Here is a 24100-nt window from a genome sequence, read left to right as displayed (position 1 = left end):
CCGGGACGGCGGTCGCGGTCACCCGTTCGCGTCGGCGGTGCCGCGGCCACGGTGCCCGCCGACGGCTTTCCAGGACCTGTTCCGTTTGAAGGGCAGCTCGAAGACCAGGGAGAACAGCCAGGCCCCGAGCACCGAGACCGGCAGTGCCACGGCGAGCGTGAAGCAGAACGTGGGCAGGCCGGGGGACGTGAAGTGCGGGGCGACGCGGCGGATCACGGTCAGGACCACCGGCAGATGGATCAGGTACAGGCTGTAGGAGAAGTCGCCGAGCCTGCGGACCGGCCGGGTGGTCAGGACCCGCACGAGCAGAGCGGGCCTGCCGGTGGCCACCGAGGCCAGCAGCAGAGCCATGGCGGGCGCCACCGCGAGGTCGATCCAGAAGTAGTGGTCCACCGTCCACACCGAGCCCTTGACCACGCCGACGGCGAGGACGGGCAGCGCGGCCAGGACGGCGAACCACCCCCAGGGCAGCCGCCGGACCCGCTCCCGCGCGGCGACGACCCCCGCGCCGATCACACCCGCGACGAACACGGGCGCCAGGTGGGGCGCGAGCCAGTTGTCGCCCTCGACGGGATTCGCGCCGGGTGCCGTCAGACCGAGAACGACGACCGGCAGCAGCGCGCAGGCGGCCAGGACCACCGCGTTGCACCGCCGCCGGACGAGGAGGAGCAGGGGGAAGAGCAGATACAGCTCGGCCTCCACCCCGATCGACCAGAACGCGCCGTTCGGCGTGGGCGCCGTGATCATGTCCTGGGCGACGAGTCCGAACACCAGGACGCTCCTGCCGGTGGGCGGTCCGAAGTGCGAGGCCGGCACCACGAACAGGGAGACGAGCAGGCTCATCGCCAGCGCCGCCCAGTACGGCGGCAGGATCCGCCAGGCGCGCCGGCGCAGGAACCGGGCGACGCCCCCCGACCGCCAGCCGTGCCGCGCGGGGGAGAGGGCCAGGGAGAAGCCGGAGAGCACCAGGAAGAAGACGACGGCGAGGCGCCCGAACATGAGCCCTCTCAGCCACGGCGGTGCCGAACTGTCCGGGTAGCCGGGGAAGGTGTACAGCCAGCAGTGGAACAGCACCACGTACAGGGCGGCCAGGCCGCGCAGGCCGTCCAGGCCCACCACCTGTGCGGGGGCGCCGTCCGCGGGTGCCGTCCCCGCGCGCCGCGCCGTGGCCGGGGCGGCCGGTTCGGCAGTGCCGGCCGGACGGCTCAGGTCCGTGGAAATCGTTCGACCCCTTCTCCTGACGGCGCGTCGGCGCCGAGCGGTGTCCCGGCGGCGCGCCGGGCGGCACAGGGCCGCCACAGGAACTTGGTACGTGCCGGCGGGCCCCGCGGTTCAGCGCGGGGCTCGCCGGTTCCGGCCGCCGGCCGCGGCCGTGGGCGTCAGCCCGTCGCGGCGGCCTTCCGCCCGGACGGGGCGACGGCGTACCACTGCGCGTCCTTGCCCTGGCCGTTGGCCTGCCGGGCGGCGGTGTCGCCGCTGTACCGGTAGAGCGGCCACCCGGCGAGGGTGAGCTGCTTCCGGCCGTCCCGGTGCACCGTGCCGAGCAGACTCCGCCCGACACCCGAGGTCCGGACGGAGTCCCCGACGACGACCGGCAGCCAGGTCTTCGTGCAGGCCCCGGAGCAGGTCCACTTGGAGGGGTCCGGCTCGTCCTTGTCGTAGCGGTAGAGGGTCATCCCCCTGTCGTCGGCGACCACGGTGCCGACGCCGTCTATGGCCTCCGCCGTCACGCCGGTGGTGAGTGCCGAGGAGCCGGTGACGGACCCGCCGCCGTCGCCCGCCGCCGAGGCGGCCGGTGCGGAGGCCGGTGCGGGGGACGTGACGGAGGCCGTGGCCGGGGCCACCGGCGCGGCGTCGCCGGAGCCGGTGCCGTCCGAGGAGCCGCAGGCCCCCAGCAGGAGCGGGGAGGCAAGCCCCACGGCAAGTCCCAGGACGATGCGTCGCAGGATCAAGGAGGTGCCCTTCGGGAGTCGCGGTCACTTGCTCCCCCGGATACGTCGCCAGGCTCCCGCTCGCTCAGCAGCGGCCGGGAGATGACGCACTCTTGACCATCTCGGGTCCCGCCGGGCGCACCGGTGTTCCCCGCCCGCGTGCCCGCGTGCCCGCCCGGCGGACCGGCGGTCGCGATCTTGGTGGTTCGCCCACCGTTCACAACCGCCTCACCTGGCCGAAGGCGGCCGTTCGGACCAGATAGGAAGGGTCCTGGCGGCCTGTCACAACGGAACCCCAGGACGGATCTCGTGACCGAATCACGCGTTCGCCGGTGGCGTCGCAGCCTCCGTGTTCTGCTCGTCGCCGTCGCCGCCCCGACGCTCGCCGTCGGCGCCCTGACCGCGTCCCCCGCCCACGCGGCCGCGGCCGACGACATACGGATCAACGAGGTGGTGACCACCGGGAGCGTCAACGACTCGGTGGAGCTGTACAACAAGGGCACCGCCGCGGTGAACCTGTCCGGCTGGATCCTCAAGGACGACGACAACAGCTCCAAGTACGCGATAGCCGCCGGGACCACGCTCGCCCCCGGCGGCTTCGTGGCCTTCGACGTGCACAACGCCTTCGGCCTCGGCTCCGACGACGAGGCACGCCTCTACCTCGCCGACGGCACCACCCTGGTGGACAGCTTCAGCTGGAGCCAGCACTCCGCCCCGTCGTGGTCGCGCTGCCCGGACGGCACCGGTGCCTTCGGCTCGGCGGCCCTGACGCTCGGCGCCGCCAACGCCTGCGGCTCCGGCGGCGTTTCGCCGACGGCCTGGCCGGGCGGCGGCTCGGTGGCGACCGCCGACGCCAAGGACGCCTTCGGCTCCGACGTCAGCGGCCTCTACCAGGAGGGGAGCGTGATGTGGGCGGCGCAGAACAGCGGCAAGCTGTGGCGGCTGGTCCCGAACGGCTCCACCGCCTGGAAGGCCGACACCACCGGCGGCTGGTCCTCCGGCAAGTCCCTGCGGTTTCCCGGCGGTTCCGGCACGCCCGACGACGAGGGCGTCACGCTGACCGGTTCCGGGTCGAGCGGGGGCGTCTTCGTGGCGAGTGAGCGCAACGGGGACTCCTCCGGCACCAGCCGGCTGTCCGTCCTCAAGTACGACGTCAGCGGCACCGCCACCACCCTCACCGCCGCCACCGAGTGGAACCTGACCTCCGACCTGCCGTCGGTGGGCTCCAACCTCGGCCTGGAGGGCATCACCTGGATTCCGGACGCCACCCTGACCGCCGCCGGGTTCAAGGACGCCTCCACCGGCGCGGCCTACAACCCGGCCGCCTACGGGTCCCACACGGGCGGCGTGTTCTTCGTCGGCGTCGAGGGCACCGGCATGATCTACGGCTACGTCCTCAAGGACGGCGGCACCTTCACCCGCGTCGCCTCCCTCAGCAGCGGCATGGCCGGCGTGATGGAACTCCAGTGGGAGCCGCAGACCTCCCGCCTCTGGGCGGTGTGCGACGACACCTGCGGCGGCCAGCACCGGACCATGAAGATCAACGCGTCCGGGGTGTTCGCCACCACGGCGGTCTACAACCGGCCCTCCGGCATGGACAACCTCAACAACGAGGGCTTCGCCCTCTCCGGCTCCGACGCGTGCAGCGGCGGCACCAAGCCCGTGTACTGGTCCGACGACAGCAACGACAGCGGCCACGCCCTGCGCGGGGGCACCGTCACCTGCTGACCCCGCCGGCGCGCCGGTACCCGCTGTATCGTACGCGCGGCACCTCGAACATCACCCCAACGCAGCGTCAACTCCCTTACCGGCACGTCGACTTCACCGGCGTGCCGGTTCCTTTCGCCGCCTCTCGGAGGAACCGTGGCAACCAGCCGCCCCCACCGTCCCCGTGTGCAGCCGACCCGACGCAGATCCCTCGCCCTGACGGCCGCCCTGGCCGCCGTCTGCTGCGCGGGCCTCACCCACCCCGCCCAGGCCCGCGCCGACTCCACCGCCGACCGTGCCGCCCTCGCCCAGTGGTGGGCCCCCGTCAACTTCCAGGACGTCGACTCCACCGGCGAGACCGCGCTCGGCGGAAAGTCCGACTACATCACGTCCTACGACTACGACGGCGACCTCGACGGCCGCGACAACTGGGAGAACACCAGCCAGAACGCGCTCGCGGCGCACGTGTACTACTCGGTCGTCCAGACCCCGTCCTTCTCCTACCTGCTGTACACCTACTTCCACCCGCGCGACTGGTCGGACGGTGTGCTGGACAACTACCAGGAGGACCTCACCGAGCACGAGAACGACTCCGAGGGCGTCCTCGTCGTCGTCGCCAACGACGGCTCCGAGCACGGCCGGTTGAAGGCCGCCGTCACCGTCGCGCACAGCAACTTCTACTCCTGGGTGCCCGCCGGCAGCGACTTCACCAGCGGGCAGGAGAGCGTCGACGGCACGCTGAAGCTCCAGGGCGATCCGCACGACGACGGCCACGGGAGGCCGTTCACCACCCAGCAGCCCAACACCCATGCCGCGTGGGCCGAGGGCTACCTCTCCAAGGAACGCGACCAGTACGCGAACGGCGACGGCGTCGTCTACTACCCCGGAACCACCGCCGAGGTGCCCTCCGGGTCCAACGACCGCGACGTGCAGTACACGCTGACCGACGTCTTCGCCCCGAACGGCATGTGGGCCGAACGCACCCTCACCACGCTGTTCGCCACGCCGGACAACTTCGCCGGCGACAACAGCTCCAACCCCTACGGCGCCAAGTGCGGTGCCGGCGGAGTCCTCGGCCCGGCCAACGGCACCTGCGACACCAACGCCGCCAACCCGCCCTGGGCCTGGGACGACGGAGACGACCTGCCCGGCCGCGGCTACCTCGCCACCAATCCCGCCGAACTCGTCTGGGACTACTTCGACTGGACCGGCAAGCCCGCCTCTCCCGACCTCGCCTACACCTGGAACCAGTACAACGGCATCACTTCGTGACACCCCGTGGCGGCCCCACCACCGCGCCGTGACCTTCGCGGCGCACCGGTGGGGCTCGCCGCGCGCGATCGGCCCGGAGCTGGTGTGCTGGGGGAGGGGGTTCGACCGTTCCCGTCGCACCGTTCCGGGAGAGGCGCATGAGTACCTACCGAGTCGCGCAGGTGACCGCCGCGGGCGGACCGTTCGAGGTCGTCGAGCGGGAGGTCCCGCGGCCGGGACCCCGGCACGTACGGATCGCCGTGGAAGCCTGCGGGGTCTGCCACAGCGACAGTTTCTTCGTGAACGCGGGACTGCCGGGCATCACCTTCCCCGTGGTGCCCGGACACGAGATCGCCGGCCGGATCGCGGAGATCGGCGAGGGCATCGAGGACTTCGGCTGGCAGGTCGGCGACCGGGTGGGTGTCGGCTGGTTCGGCGGCAGCTGCGGCCACTGCAAGCCCTGCCGGCAGGGCGACTTCATCGTCTGCGAGAACATGCAGGTGCCCGGCTGGACCTACGACGGCGGCTTCGCCGAGCAGGTGATCGTCCCCGTCGACGCCCTGGCCCGGATCCCGGACGGGCTGGCCGCGGCGGACGCCGCGCCCCTGGGCTGCGCGGGCGTCACCACCTTCAACGGGCTGCGCCGCAGCCCGGCCGAGCCCGGTGACCTGGTCGCCGTCGTCGGCCTCGGCGGACTCGGCCACCTCGGCGTGAAGTACGCGGTGGCCATGGGTTTCGAGACGGTGGCCATCGCCCGCGGCGCCGAGAAGGCCGACTTCGCCAAACAGCTCGGCGCCCACCACTACGTCGACTCCACCGCCGCCACCCCGGTCGCGGAGGCCCTGCAGTCGCTCGGCGGTGCCAAGGTCGTACTCGCCACCGCGGGCAACTCCCAGGCGATCGCGGCGGCCGTGGACGGTCTGGCGCCCCGCGGCGAGCTGGTGGTGATCGGCATCGACCCCGAGCCCCTCGGGATCAGCCCGCTCCAGCTGCTCATGGCCGCCCGGGATGTCCGCGGTCATCCGTCCGGCACCGCGCAGGAGGTGCAGGACACCATGGAGTTCAGCGCCCTGCACGGGATCCGCCCCACGATCGAGACCGTACCGCTGGAGGAGGCGGGCGCCGCTTACCAGAAGATGATGGACGGGGCCGCCCGCTTCCGCATGGTGCTCACCTACACCTGAGCCGCCCGGAGCCCCGAGCCGCCCGGAGCCCCCTCCGAGGCGGCCGGGGGTGCGGCGGCCGGGGGTGCGCCCGGAGCCGTCCGGTCACCACGCCGACGCGACCCGGGTCGAGACGGCCGCGAGCGCCGCCGCGAGCCCCGAGGTCGGTCACGGCCGGACGGCACGGGCCGCGAGCAGCGCGATGTCGTCCTCGGAGCCGGTGGCGAGGTGGTCGAGGACGGTGTCGACGATCTTGTCCAGCGGGTCGGCGGGGGACAGCGGCAGCCCCGTCAGGCGGGCCAGACCCCGGTCGATGTCCTCGCCGCGCCGCTCCACCAGCCCGTCGGTGTACAGGAGCAGCACGCCCCCGCGCTCCGGGGTGACACGCTGCTCATAGCGGCCGAGCCCGCTGCCCAGCGGCGGGCCCACCGGTACCGGCACCAGCCGGTTCGTGCCGTCGGGGGCCAGCCAGACCGGCGGCAGATGCCCGGCGCTCGCGTAGGTGAGACTGGCGACGTCCGCGTCCCCGACCGCGAGGAAGCAGGTGGCCACCCGCTCGAACCCGGAGTCGGCGACCATCCGGTCCGCGTGCTCCAGGATCCGGCGCGGCGAGAGCCCCGCCAGGGCCAGCGCGCGCAGCGTGGAACGGTAGTGGCTCATGGCCACCGCCGCGTCCACGCCGTGGCCCATCACGTCCCCGATGACCAGCATCGTACGGCCGTCGGGCAGGGCCAGGACGTCGTACCAGTCGCCGCCGATCAGCGAGCCGTCGTCGGCCGGCCGGTAGCGCGTGGTGGTCTCCACACCGGCGTGCTGGTGGAACTGGCCCGGCTCGGCCAGCAGGGCCCGCTGCAGTTCCAGGGCCATGGTGTGCTCGCGTTCGAAGCGGAACGCGCGGTCCAGGGCGCGGGCGGCGCGGGCGGCGAGTTCACGGGCGACCGTCGCGTCCTCGTTCGAGTACGGCTCGGAGTCCGCGACCCGGGCCAGCTGCAGACTGCCGAGGTACCGGCCGTCCGAGACCAGCGGCGCCAGGAGCACCGAGTGGACACCGGCGGTCAGACACGCGCGCGCCGGGGGCCAGCTCGGGATCAGCGCCCGCCACTGCGCCGGGGTGATCGCGTTGCGCCGCAGGACCCGGCCCGACGCCAGGTTCCGCCGCGCCCCGATGCCCCGCGGCCAGCCCATCAGTTCGCCCCGCGCCTCCATGGCCGCGAGCCCGGTGACCAGACCCTGCCGGGTCGCGTAGGCGGCGAGCCGGGCCGGCGCCCGCCGCCCCGACGCCGTGTCCGCCGGGACCAGCTCCACCCCGGCCGCGTCCGCGAGCTCCGGCACGACGAACTGCGCCAGCTCCCGGCAGGTCCCGGCGACATCGGTACCGGTGCCGATCCGGGAGGCGGCCGCGTCCAGCAGCGCGAGGCGCCGATGGGCACGCTCCAGCTCGTAGAGGTACTGCTGCGGCTCGCTGATCTCCAGGCCCACCCCGGCGACCCCCACCACCTTGCCGGTGCTGTCCACCAGCCGGTGGTACACGCAGCGCCACTCCCGTACCTGGTACGGGGAGTCCACCCAGGTCCGTCCGGTGACGATGGTCTCGCGCGGCCGTCCGTCGTGCAGGACGTCCCGCAGCACCGCCTCCGACCGCTGGATGTGCGGCAGCACCTCCTGCAGGGTGTGCCCGACATAAGCTGCGGCCGGCAGCCCGGTCATCCGGGCCAGGTGCGGGTTGACGTACAGATAGCGCAGACCGGTGTCGAGGACGGCGAAACCGACGGCCGCGTCCTCGACCATCCCGCGCAGCAGGTCGATGTAGCCGATGTCCGCGGGCGGCGCGCCCGGGGAGGCCGGTCGTCGAGGCGAGGTGTCCCTGTCCACCCGGTCCTCCTCGCCTGCCCCCACCCACGGCCGCCCTCATCCTCCATCAGGTCCCGGTACCGCGCATCCCGGGACATTCCGCACCCGTCGGCTCACACCGCCGGGCGCCGCTCTGTGCGGTCGCCTTAACCCCCGTCGATCAGGAGCGGTGACGCCGGCGTAATCACCGGTACGTACGGTCGGGGCCCGAGAACAGAGGCCGACCAGCAGGAACAGGGGGTGACCGTGGCCGCGCCGGACCCGCGCAGCACCGACACCGGCACGGTGCGGACGGTCTGCTCCTACTGCGGGGTCGGCTGCGGCCTGGTCCTGCGCACCGGAGACGGTCCGGACGGCCGCCGCACCGTCCTCGCGGCCTCGGGCGACAAGGAGCACCCGGCGAACTCGGGGCGGCTGTGCACCAAGGGCGCCACCACCGCCGACCTGCTCGCCGCGCCCGGCCGGCTGACCACCGCCCTGCTGCGGCCCGCGCGCGGCGAGGAGGCCGTGCCCACGGCCGTGGACACGGCGGTCGCCGAGACCGCGCGCCGGCTGCGCGCCATCGTCGACGAGCACGGCCCGGACGCGGTCGCCCTCTACGTCTCCGGCCAGCTGAGCCTGGAGGCCCAGTACCTGGCGAACAAGCTCACCAAGGGCTATCTGCGCACCAACAACATCGAGTCCAACTCCCGGCTGTGCATGGCGAGCGCCGCCACCGGCTACAAGCTCTCCCTCGGCGCCGACGGCCCGCCCGGCTCCTACGACGACCTCGACCGGGCCGACGTCTTCCTGGTCATCGGCGCCAACATGGCCGACTGCCACCCCGTCCTCTTCCTGCGCCTGATGGACCGGGTCAAGGCGGGCGCGAAGCTGATCGTCGTCGACCCCCGCCGCACCGCCACCGCCGCGAAGGCCGACCTCTTCCTCCAGGTCCGGCCCGGCACCGACCTCGCCCTGCTCAACGGCCTGCTCCACCTGCTGTACGAGAACGGGCACACCGACCCCGCGTTCATCGCCGCCCACACCGAGGGCTGGGAGGCGATGCCGGACCTCCTCGCCGGCTACCCGCCCGCCGCCGTCGCCGCGGTCACCGGCGTTCCCGAGTCCGACCTGCGTGCCGCCGCCCGGCTGATCGGCGAGGCGGGGGAGTGGACCAGCTGCTGGACCATGGGGCTCAACCAGTCCACCCACGGCACCTGGAACACCAACGCGCTGATCAACCTGCACCTCGCCACCGGCAGGATCTGCCGCCCGGGCAGCGGTCCCTTCTCCCTCACCGGCCAGCCCAACGCGATGGGCGGGCGCGAGATGGGGTACATGGGCCCCGGCCTGCCCGGCCAGCGGTCGGTCCTCGTGGACGCCGACCGGGCGTTCGCCGAGGAGGTGTGGGGACTGGCGCCCGGCACCATCCGCGCCGACGGCGTCGGCAGGGGCACCGTCGAGATGTTCCGGAAGACGGCGGCCGGCTCGATCAGGGCCTGCTGGATCATCTGCACCAACCCGGTCGCCTCCGTCGGCAACCGCCGGACCGTCATCGAGGCCCTGGAGGCCGCCGAGTTCGTCGTCGCCCAGGACGTCTTCACCGACACCGAGACCAACGCCTACGCCGACGTCGTCCTGCCCGCCGCCCTGTGGACCGAGTCCGAGGGCGTCCTCGTCAACAGCGAGCGCGGGCTCACCCTCGCCCGGCCCGCCGCCGACCCGCCCGGCGAGGCCACCGCCGACTGGCGGCTGATCGCCGCGGTCGCCCGCGCGATGGGCTTCGAGGACGGCTTCTGCTACGACAGCGCGGAGGAGGTCTTCGAGGAGATCAAACGCTTCCACAACCCGCGGACCGGTTACGACCTGCGGGGCGTCACCTACGACCGGCTGCGCGCCACCCCCGTCCAGTGGCCCGCCGCCGTCGACGGACCCGACCGCAACCCCGTCCGGTACGTCGACGCCGACGGCACCCTCGCCTTCCCCACCGCCTCCGGCCGTGCCGTCTTCCTCCCCCGCCCGCACCTGGACCCCGCCGAGACGCCCGACGACGACTACCCGTTCGTCCTCAACACCGGCCGCCTGCAGCACCAGTGGCACACCCTCACCAAGACCGCCAGGGTCGCCAGGCTCAACCGGCTGAACCCGGGTCCGTTCGTCGAGGTCCACCCCGAGGACGCGGCCGCGCTCGGCCTCACCGACGGCGACTCCGTCGAGGTCGCCTCCCGGCGCGGCCGGGCCGTACTGCCCGCCGTGGTCACCGACCGGGTGCTGCCCGGCGCCTGCTTCGCGCCCTTCCACTGGAACGACCTGTTCGGCGAGTACCTCAGCGTCAACGCGGTGACCTGCGACGCCGTCGACCCGCTCTCCTTCCAGCCCGAGCTGAAGGTGTGCGCGGTGTCGCTGACCCGGGTGTCCACGCCGGTGAGCGTGCGGGTACCGGGCGTCGGGGAGACCCCGGCCGCCCTGCGGTCGGCACCGCCCCCGGGGTCGGTGCCGACCGCACCGGCCGCACGGGCGGTGGGACCGGCCGTGGCACCATCCGTACCGGCCGTACCGGCGGTGGGACCGTTCGCACCGGCCGTGGGACCGGCCGAGGAGGCCCTCCAGGCCCTCCAGGCGCTCGCCGGGCCCGGCGTCTCGGTGTTCGGTCTCGACGGTGTCCCGCCGCCGGTCCTCACCGAGCCCGAGCGGCAGTACCTGATCGGATTCCTCGCCGGCATCCCGGCCGGCGCGCCCGGCGTCCCCGTCCTGCCCCCCGGCGCGCCGTTCAGCGCCGAACACGCCCGGTGGGTCGACGGCACCCTGGCCGGCATGTACTCCCGGGCACCGGCGTCCGAGGCCACGGCGGCACCGGACACCCGCCAGGTGGTGATCCTCTGGGCCTCGCAGACCGGCAACGCCGAGGACCTCGCCGCCGCCACCGCCGAGCGCCTCACAGCGGGCGGTCACCCGGCCTCTCTGGTGGCCATGGACCAGGCCGACCCGGCCGCCCTGCCCGCCGGCGCCGACCTGCTGCTGATCACCAGCACCTTCGGTGACGGCGACGCCCCCGACAACGGCGCCGGCTTCTGGGACGGCCTCGCCGGCCTCGACGCCGGACGCCTGGCCGGGCGCCGGTACGCCGTGCTGGCCCTCGGCGACTCCAGCTACGACGACTTCTGCGGGCACGGACGGCGCCTGGACCGTCGTATGGACGAACTCGGCGCGGTCCGGCTCGCCCCGCGCGCCGACTGCGAACCCGACTACGGGACGCGGGCGGAGTCCTGGCTGACCCAGGTGCTCACCGCCCTCGAGAACGACCCCTGCGGCCCGGCCTCCGCCGCCCCGGCCTCCCCCTCCGCTGCCGCCTCCGCCGGGGGGCCGGCCCCCGTCTCCGCTCCCGCCCCCGCAGCCGTCTCCGCTCCCGCGGGCGCCCGGTCGGAGCGCGCCGCCGTCACCACCGCCCGGCTCGTCGGCAACCGGCTGCTCAGCCTGCCCGGCGCCGGCAAGGAGGTGCGCCGTTTCACCTTCGACACCCGCGACGGCGGAACCCCGCTGGTCTACGAGGCGGGCGACGCGCTCGCCGTCCGCCCCCTCAACTCCCCCGGCCTCGTGGCGGAGTGGCTGGCCGTGACCGGCCTCGACGGCGCGGATGACGTGACGGTGGACGGGGTCGGTGACGTACCGCTCGCCGAGGCACTCGCGCGGCACCTGGACATCACCCGCGTCACTCCGGACCTGCTCCGCTTCGCCGCCGAACGCACCCGTGACCCGCGCGAGCTGCGCAGGCTGCTGCGGCCCGACAACCGGGACGGGCTGGCCAGTTGGTCCTGGGGGCGGCAGGCCGTCGACGTCGTCGCCGAGTTCGGGATCCGGGCCGAGGCGGGGGAGTGGCCCGGTGTGCTCGGCAGACTGCAACCGCGCCTGTACTCGATATCGTCGAGCCCGCTCACCGATCCCCACCTGGTCTCCACCACCGTCTCCGTGGTCCGCTACGAGAACCTGCGCGGCCTGCCGAGGCAGGGCGTCTGCTCCCCGTTCCTCGCCGACGCCGAGCCCGGCACCCCCGTCCCGGTGCACGTCCGGCGCTCCCCGCACTTCCGGCCGCCGGCCGACCCGGCGACGCCCATGGTGATGGTGGGTCCAGGCACCGGCGTGGCGCCGTTCGTCGGATTCCTCCAGGAGCGCCGCGCCCGCGGGCACCGGGCCCCCAACTGGCTGTTCTTCGGCGAACAGCACCGGGCCACCGACTTCTACTACGAGCGGGAACTCACCGCCCTGCTCGCCGAGGGCACCCTGAGCCGCCTCGACACCGCCTTCTCCCGCGACCAGCGGGCCAAGGTCTACGTCCAGGACCGGATGCGCGAACACGGACCGCTGCTGTGGTCCTGGCTCCAGGACGGCGCCCGCTTCTACGTGTGCGGCGACGCCTCCCGGATGGCCAAGGACGTGGACCGCGCACTGAAGGACATCGCCGCCGCGCACGGCGGACTGACCGCCGACGAGGCGGCCGCGTACGTCAAACAGCTGGCCGCGGAACGGCGTTACGTCCGGGACGTGTACTGAGACCCGGTCTCGGGCCGGCAGGCAACCGAACTGCCCTACCGCTCCTCATAGTTGTCGGAACACCGGACCGGCCGTGGGGTCACGTGACCGGTCGTCAGGACCCGGACCCGGACCCGGACCCGGCACGGAACCGACCGACAGGAGCCCCGCTTGGACCCCGACGAGCCCGTGCGAGCCGCCACCGGACCCTCCCGCCGGAGATTCATGGTCTACACGGTGGCCGCGGGAACCCTCACGGTCGCCGCCCCGCTCGGCTGCGACACCCCACGGGCCGACGGTGCCACCGCGGCCTCCGACGTCGTGGTGACCGGCACCGACGACGAGATGCTCGTCCTGGAGGTCACCGCCGCCAACGAGGTCGTCGTACGGCTGCCCCGGGTCGAGGTCGGACAGGGCATCACCACCGCCGTCGCGATGATGATCGCGGAGGAGCTGGACGCCCGCCTCATCGATGTGCGGATCCCGCTGGCGGACGCTCGTGGCAGGGGCAACCAGTACACCGGCGGCTCCAGTTCGGTCAGCTCGCTGTACGGTCCGGCCCGGCGGCTGGCCGCCACCGCGCGCGCCCGGCTGGTGACCGCGGCCGCCCGGCGCTGGCGGCTGCCCGCGCGCATCCTGCGCACCTGGAACACCCAGGTCGTCGCCCCGGACGGCCGGACGGCCACGTTCGGCTCGCTCACCGCGAGCGCCGCCCGGATCCGCGTCCCGGACGTGTCGGCCAAGCCCAAGCCGGCCTCCCGGCACCGGGTGATCGGGAGACCGACGACCAGGATCGACGCCAGGGACATCGTCACCGGCGCCGCCCGGTACGCGGGCGACCTGGCGGTGCCCGGGGCGAAGCCGACGGTGGTGGCCCGGCCGCCGACCCTGCGCGGCAAGCCGCTCTCCGTCGACGAGGCGGCGGCCCGCGCGATGCCCGGCGTCCACGCGGTGGTACGGATCCCCGGCGGGGTCGCCGTGGTGGCGGACACCTTCCACCACGCCTTCCAGGCCCGGGACGCGCTGCGTGTCACCTGGGCCCCCGGCCCGCTCGCGCCCCTGTCGGACCACGAGATCCGCGCCCGGCTGCGGGCCGAGGTGCCCCGCCCCGGCACCGTGCCGCGCGGATCGACCCGGATCGAGGGCGAATTCGCGTTCGCCTTCGTCAGCCATGCCCCCATGGAGGTGCTCACCGCGGTCGCCGACGTCCGCTCCGACCGCGCCGAGCTGTGGTTCTCCTCGCAGACACCGACCGACGCCCGCGAGACCATCGCCGACCTGCTGGGCCTGGCGGCCCCGGCGGTGCGGGTCCATGTGGTGCGCGGCGGGGGCTCGTTCGGGCGCCGCCTCAACTTCGACGCGGCCGTCGAGGCGGCGCTCGTATCCAAGGCGGCCCGCAGACCCGTGAAACTGATGTGGAGCCGTACCGACGACATCCGGCACGGCAGGATGCGCCCCGCCAGCCACCACCGGATCCGGGCCGCTGTCGCCGGCGGCCGGGTGGTGTCCTTCCAGCATCTGACGGCCTCGGTGGGGGAGACCTACGACGAGACCGGCCCGGCCGCGCAGAGCGCCCGGACACGGCCGCTGCCCAGCGACAGCGGCCTGTACAACTTCGGTCGCGTGAGCGGTGATTCGGGCGGCATCGAACTTCCGATGCCGCTGGGCGCCTGGCGTTCGGTGGACTCCGGAACGATGCGGACGGCGGAGGAGATCGTCGTCGACGACATCGCCCGCGCGCTGGGCCGGGACCCGGTCGCGTTCCGCCGCGACACCCTGCGGAGCAAGGAGGTGCGGGCCGTCCTCGCCAAGGCCGCGGCCGCCGGCCACTGGGGCCGAGCGATGCGCGCGGGCACCGCCCAGGGGGTCGCCGTCCACGAGGAGTACGGGTCCGCCGTCGCCTGCCTGGCCGAGATCGACGCCACCGACCGGAAGAACCCCCGGGTCACCAAGGTGGTGATGGCCGCCGACGTCGGTACCGCCGTCAACCCGCGCGGTCTGGAGGCACAGCTCATGGGCACCGCCGTCGACGGCATCTCCACGGTGCTGCGAGCCGGGCTGCACATCGACCGGGGCGCCGTCCGCGAGGGCAGCTTCGCCGACTTCCGCTACGCCCGCCAACGGCACGCCCCCCTCGTGTTCGAGGCGCACATCCTCGCCACGGGCGGGGACCCGGGCGGCGCGGGTGAACTCGGCGTGCCGGCGGCGGCGGGCGCGGTCGCCAACGCCCACGCCCGCGCGACCGGCACCAGACCCCGCACCTTCCCCCTCGACTTCTGACCCACCGGACTCCGACTCCCGGAAGGCACCGATGCGTTCGCACTCCTTCGTCCTCAACGGCGAGACGGTCACCGTCGAGGCACCCGCCGACATGCCCCTGCTCTGGGTGCTGCGCGACCTGCTCGGCGTCACCGGCCCCAAGTACGGGTGCGGGGTGGGCGTCTGCCGCGCCTGCACCAGCCACCTCGACGGCGCGGAGATCCAGCCCTGCGTGGTCCCGGTCGCCGACTGCGCCGGCCGGGAGGTCACCACCATCGAGGGCCTCGCCGACGGCGACACCCTGCACCCCGTACAACAGGCCTGGCTGGACTGCGACGTGGCCCAGTGCGGCTTCTGCCAGCCCGGCCAGATCATGGCGGCCGCCGCCCTGCTGAAACGCACCCCGGACCCGACGGACGCCGACATCGACGGCATCGAGAACGTGTGCCGCTGCGGCACCTACTCCCGGATCAGGGAGGCGATCAGGAAGGCGTCGGCGAACGGGGGCTGAGCACACACCCCGCGCCGGGAGACGGTGGCCGTCGAGCCGGACGGGCACCGGAGGCCCTGCCGTCGGCCACACCGACGGTCGCCCGGGCAACGACCGAAGAGACCCCACACGTAGACGATCGGCCGACGCCCCGCGTGCCGCGCCCGCACCACGATGGAACGACCCATCCGACGCGCGGGAGGCAGCTCATGAGGACAGCACGGGGGAACGCGGTCGTGGCCCTGGCCGTCACGGCCCTGCTGGCGGCGACGGCCGGTGCTCCGGCCCCGCACCGCCCACCCGTCACCCGGCTCTACGTGGCCCCCTGGGGTGACGACCGGGGGCCCGGCACCCTTGCCAGGCCCTTCGCCACACCGGCCCGGGCCCAGCGGGCGGTGCGGGCCCTGGTCCCGCACATGGCCTCGGACCTCACGGTCAGCCTGCGCGGCGGCACCTACCGGCTGACCGGGCCGCTGCGCCTGACCCCGGCCGACTCGGGCCGGCACGGCCACCGGGTGGTCTACCAGGCGTACGGCTACGGCACCGCGCTCCAGGAGCCGGTCACGCTCAGCGGCGGGCGCCCGGTCACCGGCTGGCGCCCCGCCCGCGGGCGGCCCGGGGTCTCGCAGGCCGACGTCGGATCCCTGGAGACCCGTCAGCTGTACGTCGACGGCCGTCGCGCGCCGCGCGCGGCCCGGGGCGGCCCGCTGCCCGGAAGGCTGCGGATCACGGCCACCGGATACACCACGACCAGCCGGATTCCGCTCGCCTGGCACCGTCCCGCGGACCTCGAGGTCGTCCACCGCGACGCCTACGTGGAGGGCCGTTGCGGGGTGGCCGGGATCTCCCGGGGAGCCGCCGGCCGCACCACGATCACCATGGACCAGCCGTGCTGGCGGCTCGCCCGGGCCCTGTACGGGGCGGAGGCGCTGACCCGGACCCACGACGTGGAGAACGCCCCGGACTTCCTGGGCCGGCCCGGCAGCTGGTACCTGGACCGCTCGCGTCCCGCGCACCACACCCTCCTGTACCGCCCCCGGGCGGGGGAGTCCCTGTCCCGGACCGAGGTCACGGCCCCCGTCCTGCAGACCCTGCTCAGCGGCACAGGCGACTCCGCCGCCCACCCCGTGCACGACATCGCCCTGCGCGGGCTGACCTTCGCGCACGCCACCTGGCTGGCCCCGGACGAGCCGGCCGGATTCGCCGCCGCCTGGAGCATGTACATGCGTCCGGGCAGGGGCGGCGACATCACCGCGCTGACCGTGCCGGGCAACGTCACCTTCCGGCACGCCGAGCACATCACGCTCGCCGGCGACCGCTTCACCCATCTGGGCGCCCAGGGAGTGGACTTCGCCGCCGACAGCTCGCACAACACCGTCACCGGCAGCGTCTTCACGGACATCTCGGACGGCGGTGTCGCCCTCGGTGTCCTGCCCCCGGCGACCCGGGGCAGGAACACGGGCAACCGCGTCACGGACAACTGGATCCACCACGTCGGCGTCGAGTACCGGGCGGCCTCCGGCGTCTGGAACAGCGCCACCCAGGACACCCTCATCGCCCACAACCAGGTCGACCACGTCCCCTACACGGGCATCCTCTCCGGCCCCAGCGAGGACCTGCGGGGCCTGACGCGCCGCAACCGCGTCCTCGGCAACCGGGTCTTCGCCACGAACCGCCTGCTGGCCGACGGCGGCGGCATCTACCTGCGCGGCGATCAGGGCCCGTCCTACGCCGACGGCGCCCTCGTGGCCCGCAACGCCGTCACCGACAGCGCCGCCGGTGTCTGGAACGTCGGCATCTACACCGACGACTCCAGCAACCGCGTCACCGTCCGCGACAACGTCGTGCACGACTACGTCGCCTCCATCGGCGGCTGCAGCGAGAACTGGGGGAACCGCCCGGTCCGCAACATCCGCTACATCGACAACCACTGGGACGACAAGGTCCCCGCCTGGCTGCCCCGCCGCCCCTACCCCGGCGCCTGGCCCCCGGCCCCCGACTGCGGCGACCCCCAGCACCTCCACTTCACCGACAACACCCTCCTCACCCCGTCCCACCCCTGCGCATCCGACCCCACCTGCGCCACCATCACCACCACCGCGGGCCCACGCCCGCCGTACCGGGCACTGCTGGGGCTGCGCTGGCGCGGTATTTCACCCGCGAACGGTCAAGAACGCCCAGGTTCGGTCACATTCGGATCGACGAAACCGCCGAGGTCGGTGGGTACTACAGTTGGTCCGTTTGCTGGTGGGGATCCTGGGGGGATTCGTGCAAGAGATGATGAAGGGGTCCAACGTCACGTTGTCGGCCCTGAGTGAGAACGTCGGTTCGGTGGTCGTCAGCCTGGGATGGGTGAGTCCGACCGGTGAGGGCGACGCGGACGTGTCCGTCGTGCTGCTCGGCTCCGGCGGCAAGGTGCGCGACGACTCCGACTTCTACTTCTACAACAACCCGGTGGCCGCCGACGGCAGTGTGCAACTGCTGGGCAAGGCACCCACGGAGGCCGGGGACGAGGACCGGATCGGCTTCGACCTGACCGCCGTGCCCGAGGACGTCGACCGGATGGTCGTGGCGGCCAGCCGCTACCGGGACGCGCGGTTCGGGGAACTGGAGAATCTCACGGTCACGCTGGCCGACGCGGTGGGTGACCCGGTGCTGCGGTTCACCATCGAGGACGCGGACACGGTGAGCGCCGTCATCTTCGGCGAGCTGTACCGGAGGTCGGGGGAGTGGAAGTTCCGCGCGGTCGGTCAGGGGTACGCCGACGGACTGGCCGGTCTCGCGACCGACTTCGGAGTCGACATCGACGACGACGCCGTGCCCCAGGAGGCGCTCGGCGGCCCGGAGGAGGAACCCGCCGGACCGGATGCCCCCGAACCGGCCGACGGTGACGCGGCCGTGCCGAACCCGGACGGCGTGCCGGCGCCGCGTCCGACGGCGGACGGCGCCCCGACACGGCGGCCCGCCGCCCGGCCCCGGACCGCGAAGAAGAAGATCACCCTGCCGAAGGCGGCCGGGAAGTCCCTCGCGGAGAACGACTCCTGGCGGGAGGCCCGGCTCTTCCCCGTCACGGCCCTCAAGAGCGACCGGGACCGCGAGACCCGCGCCACCTCCGTCCTCCTTTCCGTGATGGCGCAGGTTCCCGAGTTCGGCAGGCGGCTGACGGCGGGCTTCGGCGCCCCGGCCGGCCGCATGGAGACGTACGCCGAGGTGTCCCTGCCGCACGGCGACACCCCTCGGCGTCCCGACGGGGTCGTCCGCGTCGAACGGGCCGGCAAACTGTGGACGGCACTGGTCGAGACGAAGACCAACGGCAACGCCCTGAAGGCCGACCAGGTGCAGGCCTACATGGACATCGCGGCCCGTCGCGGCTACGAGGCCGTGATCACGCTCTCGAACGACGTCGCCCTCGAAGGCAGCCCGCTCGTCGACGTCAAGGTCGACGGACGGCGCAAGCACAAGGTGGCGCTACGTCACCTGTCCTGGGCGGAAGTCACCCAGCAGGCCCAGATGCTGATCCGGCACGAGGGCGTCGGCAACAGGGCCCACGCCTGGCTTCTCGAGGAGTTGCTGCACTACCTCCAGCACGAGAACTCCGGGTGCCACGGCTTCCAGAACATGGGTCCCGCGTGGGTCCCGGTGCGCAACGGCATCGACGACGAGACGCTGTGCCAGGGCGACCCGCGCGCCCTCGACGTGGTCGAGAGCTGGGAGCGCCTCATCCGGCAGGTCTGTCTGGGGCTGGGCGGCGAACTGGGGCAGAAGGTACTCCCGGTCCGGGGCTCCAGGGGCGGCAGGGACCCCCGCGAACGCCGGAGCCTCCTCGCCGACCAGCTCTGCCTCCAGGGGCGGCTGCAGGCCGAGCTGCGTATCGAGGGGACGCCCGGGGTGCTCGCCGTCGTCGCCGATCTGCGCACCGGACGGCTCCGTACGTCCATGGACATCCCGGCACCCGATCAGGGCTACCCCCTGAGCTGGGCCAAGCGGCTGGTGCGGTCCCTGGCGGAGGCACCGGCCGATCTGCACATCGAGACCCTGGTGGAGGGCGACTCGGCCGGCCCGCGTGGCACTCTCGAACGGCTGCGGCCCGAACCGGCGGACCTGCTGCCGAAGGCGGGCGGCGGCGCCATCACCGGGTTCCGGGTGTCCCTGCTCAAGGGGATGGGCAGTGGCCGGGGCAACGCCGAGACCGGGTTCATCCGCAGTGTCGACGACGCGGTGCGGCGGTTCTACGGCAGCGTGGCCGTCAACCTCGACCGGCCGACGGCCCGGCGGGCACCGGCGCGACCCCCGGTACCGGTCGGATGAGGTCCGCGCAGCCCGCCGGCGGGTGTGGCGGCCGGTCCGGACGGGCCGCTCGCGCCGACCCGGACGGCGCGGCCCGATGAGCGAGGCCGTCGGAGCCGCGGAGACCCGCCGCGCCTGACGCGGGGCCGGGGCGCTGACATCCGGGCCTTGACTTCGAGAGTGCTCGAAGTTCTAGCGTCGTGCGGACAGGACACGATCAAGGTGGAACGGAGAACGGCCATGCGTGTGGGCGTGCACATCAACCGGTTCGACCATTCCGGCGGCAGCCGCGCGCTGGGCGCCGAACTCGCCGCGGCCGGCGCGGCGGCCGAGGCGGCCGGTGTCAGCTGGGTCTCGGTGATGGACCACTACTTCCAGATGGAGTTCAACGGCGGCGCCGAGGACGCCATGCTGGAGGCCTACACCACTCTCGGCTACCTCGCCGGCCGCACCTCCACCGTGCAGCTGGGCGCCCTGGTGACCGGGGTGACCTACCGCCACCCCGGACTCCTCGCCAAGATCGCCACCACCCTGGACGTGGTGTCGGGCGGCCGGGCCACCCTGGGCATCGGGGCCGCCTGGTACGACCGTGAGCATCACGGTCTCGGCGTGCCGTACCCGCCGCTGGCCGAGCGATTCGAGCGGCTGGAGGAGACCCTGAGGATCTGCCTGCAGATGTGGGACCCGGAGGACAACGGGCCCTTCGAGGGCGAGCACTACCGCCTCGCCGAGACGCTCTGCGTGCCGGCGCCGGTCAGCTCTCCGCGCCCGGAGATCATGATCGGCGGCGGGGGCGAGAAGAAGACCCTGCGCCTGGTCGCCCAGTACGCGGACGCCTGCAACCTGATCCCCTCCTCACCGGAGGAGCTGCGGCACAAGCTGGAGGTGCTGCGCGTCCACTGCGACGCCGTCGGACGCGACTACGACACCATCCGCAAGACCATCGCCTACACCGGCGACGCGGCCACCGAGGGTGACCTGGACGCCTTCACCCGGGACATCGAGGGGTACGCCGGGCTGGGGCTCGACACGGTCATCGTCGGCCCGCGCCTCGCAGAGACCTCGGGGTGGATGGAGAGCTTCGTGGCCCCGGCGGTCGAGCGGCTCGCGGCGATCGGCTGAGATGCGTGATCGGCTGAGACGCGTGGTCGGCGAACGGCTGGGACACGCGGTCTGCTGACATGCGTGGTCGGCCGGGGTGGCTGATCCGTCGAGGCGCGCGAGCCGGTACGCGAAGGGGCCGGGGCTCACCGAGCCCCGGCCCCTTCGTCGCGCGGTGCCTCAGGCGGCGACGCCCACGTTGCCGTGCAGACGCGCCACGACCTCGGTCAGCTGGGCGGCGACCTCGGCGTCGTCGACCGGGTGGGTCTCGGCGAAGCGGGTCACCGAGCCGGGGATCGACAGCTTGATGTCCTCGACCACCTTGCCGCCGGCGATGCCGACGGCCTTACGGGCCTCGTCCTGCGCCCACACGCCGCCGAACTGGCCGTAGGCGGTGCCGATCACGGCGACCGGCTTGCCGGCGAAGCCACCGGCGCCATAGGGGCGGGACAGCCAGTCGATGGCGTTCTTCAGGACGGCCGGGATGGTGCCGTTGTACTCGGGGGAGAAGAGCAGGAACGCGTCGGCGGCCTGGGCGGCGGCACGCAGCTTCGCGGCGGCGGCCGGGACACCGCCCTCGACGTCGATGTCCTCGTTGTAGAACGGGATGTCGGCCAGGCCCTCGAACACCTCGACCTCGGCACCCTCGGGGGCGAGCTTGACGGCCGCCTCGGCGAGCTGGCGGTTGTGCGAACCGGCGCGGAGGCTGCCGACGAGCGCAAGGATGCGGACAGACATGGGGGAACTCCAAAGTGGGGGCTGAAACACTGCTGCAACGAATCCGGACCGGGGTCCGGTTAATTTCTAACACCACAAACGGACCGCGGTCCAGTTCTGTTCCCCATGCTTTACGCTGTCTTCATGTCCAGCGTCCTGCCGCCCTTCCCCCAGCCCCAGGAGCCCGTCGACACACCCCAGTTGTTCGAGGTGGGGCTCGCCCCCGAAGAGCTGTGCCTGCGCGCCGACGCGGCCCGCAACCGCGCCCGGCTGCTGGAGGCCGCCGCCCGGCTGATCGCCGAGCACGGTGTGGCCGGTGTCACCATGGAGGCGGTGGCCACGGCGGCCGAGGTGGGCAAGGGCACGGTGTTCCGCCGCTTCGGCGACCGCACCGGGCTGCTGATGGCGCTGCTGGACCACTCCGCGCGCCAGCTCCAGGCGGACTTCCTGGGCGGGCCGCCGCCGCTGGGCCCGGGCGCCCCGCCCGTGGAGCGGCTGCGCGCCTTCGGCGTGGCGGTCCTGTACCGCACCTGCGAGCAGCTCGACCTCCAGCTCGCCGCCCAGCCCGAGCCCACCCGGCGCTACGCCCACCCCTCGATGGCGGCCCTGCGTACCCACGTCACCATGCTGCTGCGGCAGATCCAGCCGGAGGCGGACTGCGAACTGCTCGCCCACACGCTGCTGGGCTATCTGGACCCCGCCCTGGTCCACCACCTGACCAGGCAGCGCGGGATGCCCACCGAGCGGCTGGAGGCCGGCTGGATCGACCTGGTCGCCCGGGTCACTCGGACGGAGCGGCCCCGGTGACCTCCGGGCCGTGCGCGGTGAACATGTCGACCAGACCCTGCGGCGCGTCGGCCCCGAACAGCATGGCTCCGCTCGCCGCGGACTCCGCGGCCGACCGCTCGGCCCGCGCGAACATCCGCTCCTCGTAGGCGGCCAGCGCGGCCTCGGTGTCGCCGGGGTGCGCGACCAGCGCCAGGCCCAGCTCGGCGCCGTCGATCAGGGCCAGATTGGCGCCCTCGCCCGCGAACGGCGACATCAGGTGGACCGCGTCACCGAGCAGCGTCACACCGGGCACCCGCTCCCACCGGTGGCCGACCGGCAGGGCGTGGATCCGCCGGGGCACCAGGGCGCCCTCGGCCTCCGCGACCAGCGCCCGCAGGCTCTTGTCCCAGCCGTCGAACCGCCGCAGAACGGCCCGCTTGGCCGCCTCGGTGTCGGTGAAGTCGATCCCGTCCAGCCACTCCTCGGGAGCCCGGACCGCCGTGTACACGTGCAGGCCGCCGTCGCTCTCGCGGTGCGCGAGGAAGCCCTGGCCCGCGCCGAGCGCGAACAGCATGCCGCCGCCGACCACCTCGGCACTCACCGGATGCCGTACGTCGGCGTCCGGCAGGTCCGTCTCCACGAACGAGACGCCGGTGTAGGCGGGCGACGCGTCCGAGAGCAGCGCGCGCACCCGGGACCAGGCCCCGTCGGCGCCGACGAGCAGATCCGTCGTGAAGGAACCGCCGCCCGCGAGGGTCACCTCGTGCCGGCCGTCGCCGAGCGGCCGGGCGCCGGTGACCTTGGAGCCCCAGCGGATCACGCCCTCGGCCAGCGAGCCGACCAGCAGCCGGCGCAGATCGCCCCGGTCGATCTCGGGCCGGCCGCCGGTGCCGTCGTCGGGCGCCTCGAACCGGACCCGGCCGTCCCGGTCCAGTACCCGGGTCGCCTGGCCGCCGGTGTGCACGCGGGCCAGGAACCCCTCGTACAGCCCGGCCGCGCGCAGCGCCACCTGGCCCGAGTCGTCGTGGATGTCGAGCATGCCGCCCTGGGTGCGGGCGGCGTCCGAGGCGTCGAGTTCGAAGAGGGCCGCCTCGACGCCGTGCACCTGGAGCACCCGGGCGAGCACGAGCCCGCCCAGGCCGGCGCCGACGACCGCGACGGGGTGGTGCGGAGTGGAGGCGGCGGACGTGGTGGGAGCGGACGTGGTGGGAACGGTGGACATGGTGGCCCTCCTGAGGGGGTCGGGGACTTCAGTCGGGCAGGGCGGTGCGCTGGATGCCGTTGACGAGCGCCTGGAACGCCCAGGACACGCGGGCCTCGGGGGTGCCCGACAGGAGCTCTCCGGAGGCGGCGGCGATGTGCGGGTGGGTGCGGTCCGACGCCTCGCGCAGGGTTCGCGCGAGGGTGTCCCACTCCTCCTGGGACTCCCCGCCGGCGTGCTCGGCGGCGGTCGAGGTGGCGTGCTGGAGCAGCAGGTCCACGCCCCAGGCGGCCCGCTCGCGGGGCACCCCGCCCTCGTCGAGCAGGGCCAGCAGGGTCTCGATCAGGTTCAGGTAGTGGGGGCCGTGCGGCCGCGCGGTGAGCGCGGACCGGGCCAGGCTCGGATGCGCGAGGAGCATCTCGGTGTAGGCGACCAGCACCCGCTCCAGCCGCTCCCGCCAGCCGCCCTCGGCCGGGACCGGGCCCACGGTGCCGAGCAGCTCGTCCAGGACCGCCGCGTGCAGCTCGGCGGTGTTGCGGACGTAGACGTAGAGCGAGGCGGGGCCCGTGTCGAGCTCCTGCGCGAGGCGCCGCATGGTGACCTTCTGCAGACCCTCGGCGCGCAGGATGCCGACGGCGACGCCGACGATGCCCTCGCGGGTCAGGGCGGGCTTGGCGGGACGCTCGCGGCGGGAGCGGGGGGTGACCGGCATGCGACCACCGTAACGAACATGTTCGTCGCGAACAAGTTCTGAACGAACATGTTCGTCAAGTTGTTCGGGGGCGCCCTCGCGAGCTCCGCGGGCCTGGCGAGCTCCGTGGACCTCGCGGGATTTCCGCGTGCCGCCACGGCTCGTGCGCTGCCCCGA

The 24100-nt window shown here is 73.6% G+C and carries 16 protein-coding genes; 10 read left to right on the top strand and 6 right to left on the bottom strand.

The genetic code is table 11. The annotated features are described in order from the left end of the window. Positions 1-18 precede the first annotated feature (18 nt). Together ACFY3I_RS09365 and ACFY3I_RS09360 are read right to left on the bottom strand one after the other, a co-directional pair. Positions 19-1119, bottom strand: a complete 1101-nt coding sequence (locus ACFY3I_RS09365) for an acyltransferase family protein (protein WP_390860073.1) — start codon at positions 1117-1119, stop codon at positions 19-21. 260 nt (positions 1120-1379) lie between these two features. Continuing rightward, positions 1380-1952: a hypothetical protein gene (locus tag ACFY3I_RS09360; protein WP_390860072.1), complete on the bottom strand. Its 573-nt coding sequence runs from the start codon at positions 1950-1952 to the stop codon at positions 1380-1382. Positions 1953-2240: 288 nt separating this feature from the next. Between ACFY3I_RS09360 and ACFY3I_RS09355 the strand changes: the two genes are divergently transcribed. The 3 genes from ACFY3I_RS09355 (at position 2241) to ACFY3I_RS09345 (ending at position 6073) form a co-directional block, all read left to right on the top strand. Further along, positions 2241-3659, top strand: a complete 1419-nt coding sequence (locus ACFY3I_RS09355) for a lamin tail domain-containing protein (RefSeq protein WP_390860071.1) — start codon at positions 2241-2243, stop codon at positions 3657-3659. A gap of 165 nt (positions 3660-3824) precedes the next feature. Continuing rightward, positions 3825-4910: a hypothetical protein gene (locus tag ACFY3I_RS09350; RefSeq protein WP_390860070.1), complete on the top strand. Its 1086-nt coding sequence runs from the start codon at positions 3825-3827 to the stop codon at positions 4908-4910. Positions 4911-5047: 137 nt separating this feature from the next. Beyond that, positions 5048-6073 (top strand): alcohol dehydrogenase, encoded by a 1026-nt coding sequence (locus tag ACFY3I_RS09345; protein WP_365286095.1) that lies wholly within the window; start codon positions 5048-5050, stop codon positions 6071-6073. A 147-nt stretch (positions 6074-6220) separates the two neighbouring features. Here the strand turns inward: ACFY3I_RS09345 and ACFY3I_RS09340 are convergent, their stop codons facing one another. Then, positions 6221-7924 (bottom strand): SpoIIE family protein phosphatase, encoded by a 1704-nt coding sequence (locus tag ACFY3I_RS09340; protein ID WP_390860069.1) that lies wholly within the window; start codon positions 7922-7924, stop codon positions 6221-6223. A gap of 225 nt (positions 7925-8149) precedes the next feature. On the opposite strand from ACFY3I_RS09340, the gene ACFY3I_RS09335 reads away from it, so the two are divergent. The 6 genes from ACFY3I_RS09335 (at position 8150) to ACFY3I_RS09310 (ending at position 20567) form a co-directional block, all read left to right on the top strand. Then, complete coding sequence (locus ACFY3I_RS09335; RefSeq protein ID WP_390860123.1) at positions 8150-12430, top strand: molybdopterin-dependent oxidoreductase; 4281 nt, start codon at positions 8150-8152, stop codon at positions 12428-12430. Positions 12431-12634: 204 nt separating this feature from the next. Further along, positions 12635-14689: a molybdopterin cofactor-binding domain-containing protein gene (locus ACFY3I_RS09330; protein WP_390860122.1), complete on the top strand. Its 2055-nt coding sequence runs from the start codon at positions 12635-12637 to the stop codon at positions 14687-14689. 31 nt (positions 14690-14720) lie between these two features. After that, positions 14721-15179 (top strand): (2Fe-2S)-binding protein, encoded by a 459-nt coding sequence (locus tag ACFY3I_RS09325; protein ID WP_390860068.1) that lies wholly within the window; start codon positions 14721-14723, stop codon positions 15177-15179. A gap of 188 nt (positions 15180-15367) precedes the next feature. Next, the gene (locus tag ACFY3I_RS09320) at positions 15368-17476 is read left to right on the top strand and encodes a right-handed parallel beta-helix repeat-containing protein (protein WP_390860067.1); all 2109 of its coding nucleotides are present in this window, start codon (positions 15368-15370) and stop codon (positions 17474-17476) included. Next, complete coding sequence (locus ACFY3I_RS09315) at positions 17436-19466, top strand: TerD family protein (RefSeq protein WP_390860121.1); 2031 nt, start codon at positions 17436-17438, stop codon at positions 19464-19466. Before ACFY3I_RS09320 ends, ACFY3I_RS09315 begins: the two co-directional genes overlap by 41 nt. 219 nt (positions 19467-19685) lie before the next feature. Further along, entirely contained in the window at positions 19686-20567 is an 882-nt protein-coding gene (locus tag ACFY3I_RS09310; RefSeq protein ID WP_390860066.1) for an LLM class F420-dependent oxidoreductase, read from the top strand. Between the two features lie 159 nt (positions 20568-20726). Here ACFY3I_RS09310 and ACFY3I_RS09305 read toward each other — a convergent pair whose 3' ends face one another. Continuing rightward, positions 20727-21284: an NAD(P)H-dependent oxidoreductase gene (locus ACFY3I_RS09305; protein ID WP_365286087.1), complete on the bottom strand. Its 558-nt coding sequence runs from the start codon at positions 21282-21284 to the stop codon at positions 20727-20729. A gap of 105 nt (positions 21285-21389) precedes the next feature. Between ACFY3I_RS09305 and ACFY3I_RS09300 the strand changes: the two genes are divergently transcribed. Continuing rightward, entirely contained in the window at positions 21390-22070 is a 681-nt protein-coding gene (locus ACFY3I_RS09300) for a TetR/AcrR family transcriptional regulator (RefSeq protein WP_390860065.1), read from the top strand. On the opposite strand, the gene ACFY3I_RS09295 is transcribed toward ACFY3I_RS09300, so the two are convergent. Together ACFY3I_RS09295 and ACFY3I_RS09290 are read right to left on the bottom strand one after the other, a co-directional pair. Then, positions 22045-23253: an FAD-dependent oxidoreductase gene (locus tag ACFY3I_RS09295; RefSeq protein ID WP_390860064.1), complete on the bottom strand. Its 1209-nt coding sequence runs from the start codon at positions 23251-23253 to the stop codon at positions 22045-22047. The genes ACFY3I_RS09300 and ACFY3I_RS09295 overlap by 26 nt on opposite strands. A gap of 28 nt (positions 23254-23281) precedes the next feature. Beyond that, a complete protein-coding gene (locus tag ACFY3I_RS09290) occupies positions 23282-23944 on the bottom strand; it encodes a TetR/AcrR family transcriptional regulator (protein ID WP_390860063.1) in 663 nt (220 codons plus the stop codon). Positions 23945-24100: the final 156 nt, after the last annotated feature.

The organism is Streptomyces sp. NPDC001068 (genome assembly GCF_042897315.1).
In the GTDB taxonomy this organism is placed as follows: Bacteria; Actinomycetota; Actinomycetes; order Streptomycetales; family Streptomycetaceae; genus Streptomyces.
This window is presented reverse-complemented; position numbering and strand designations above follow the sequence as displayed.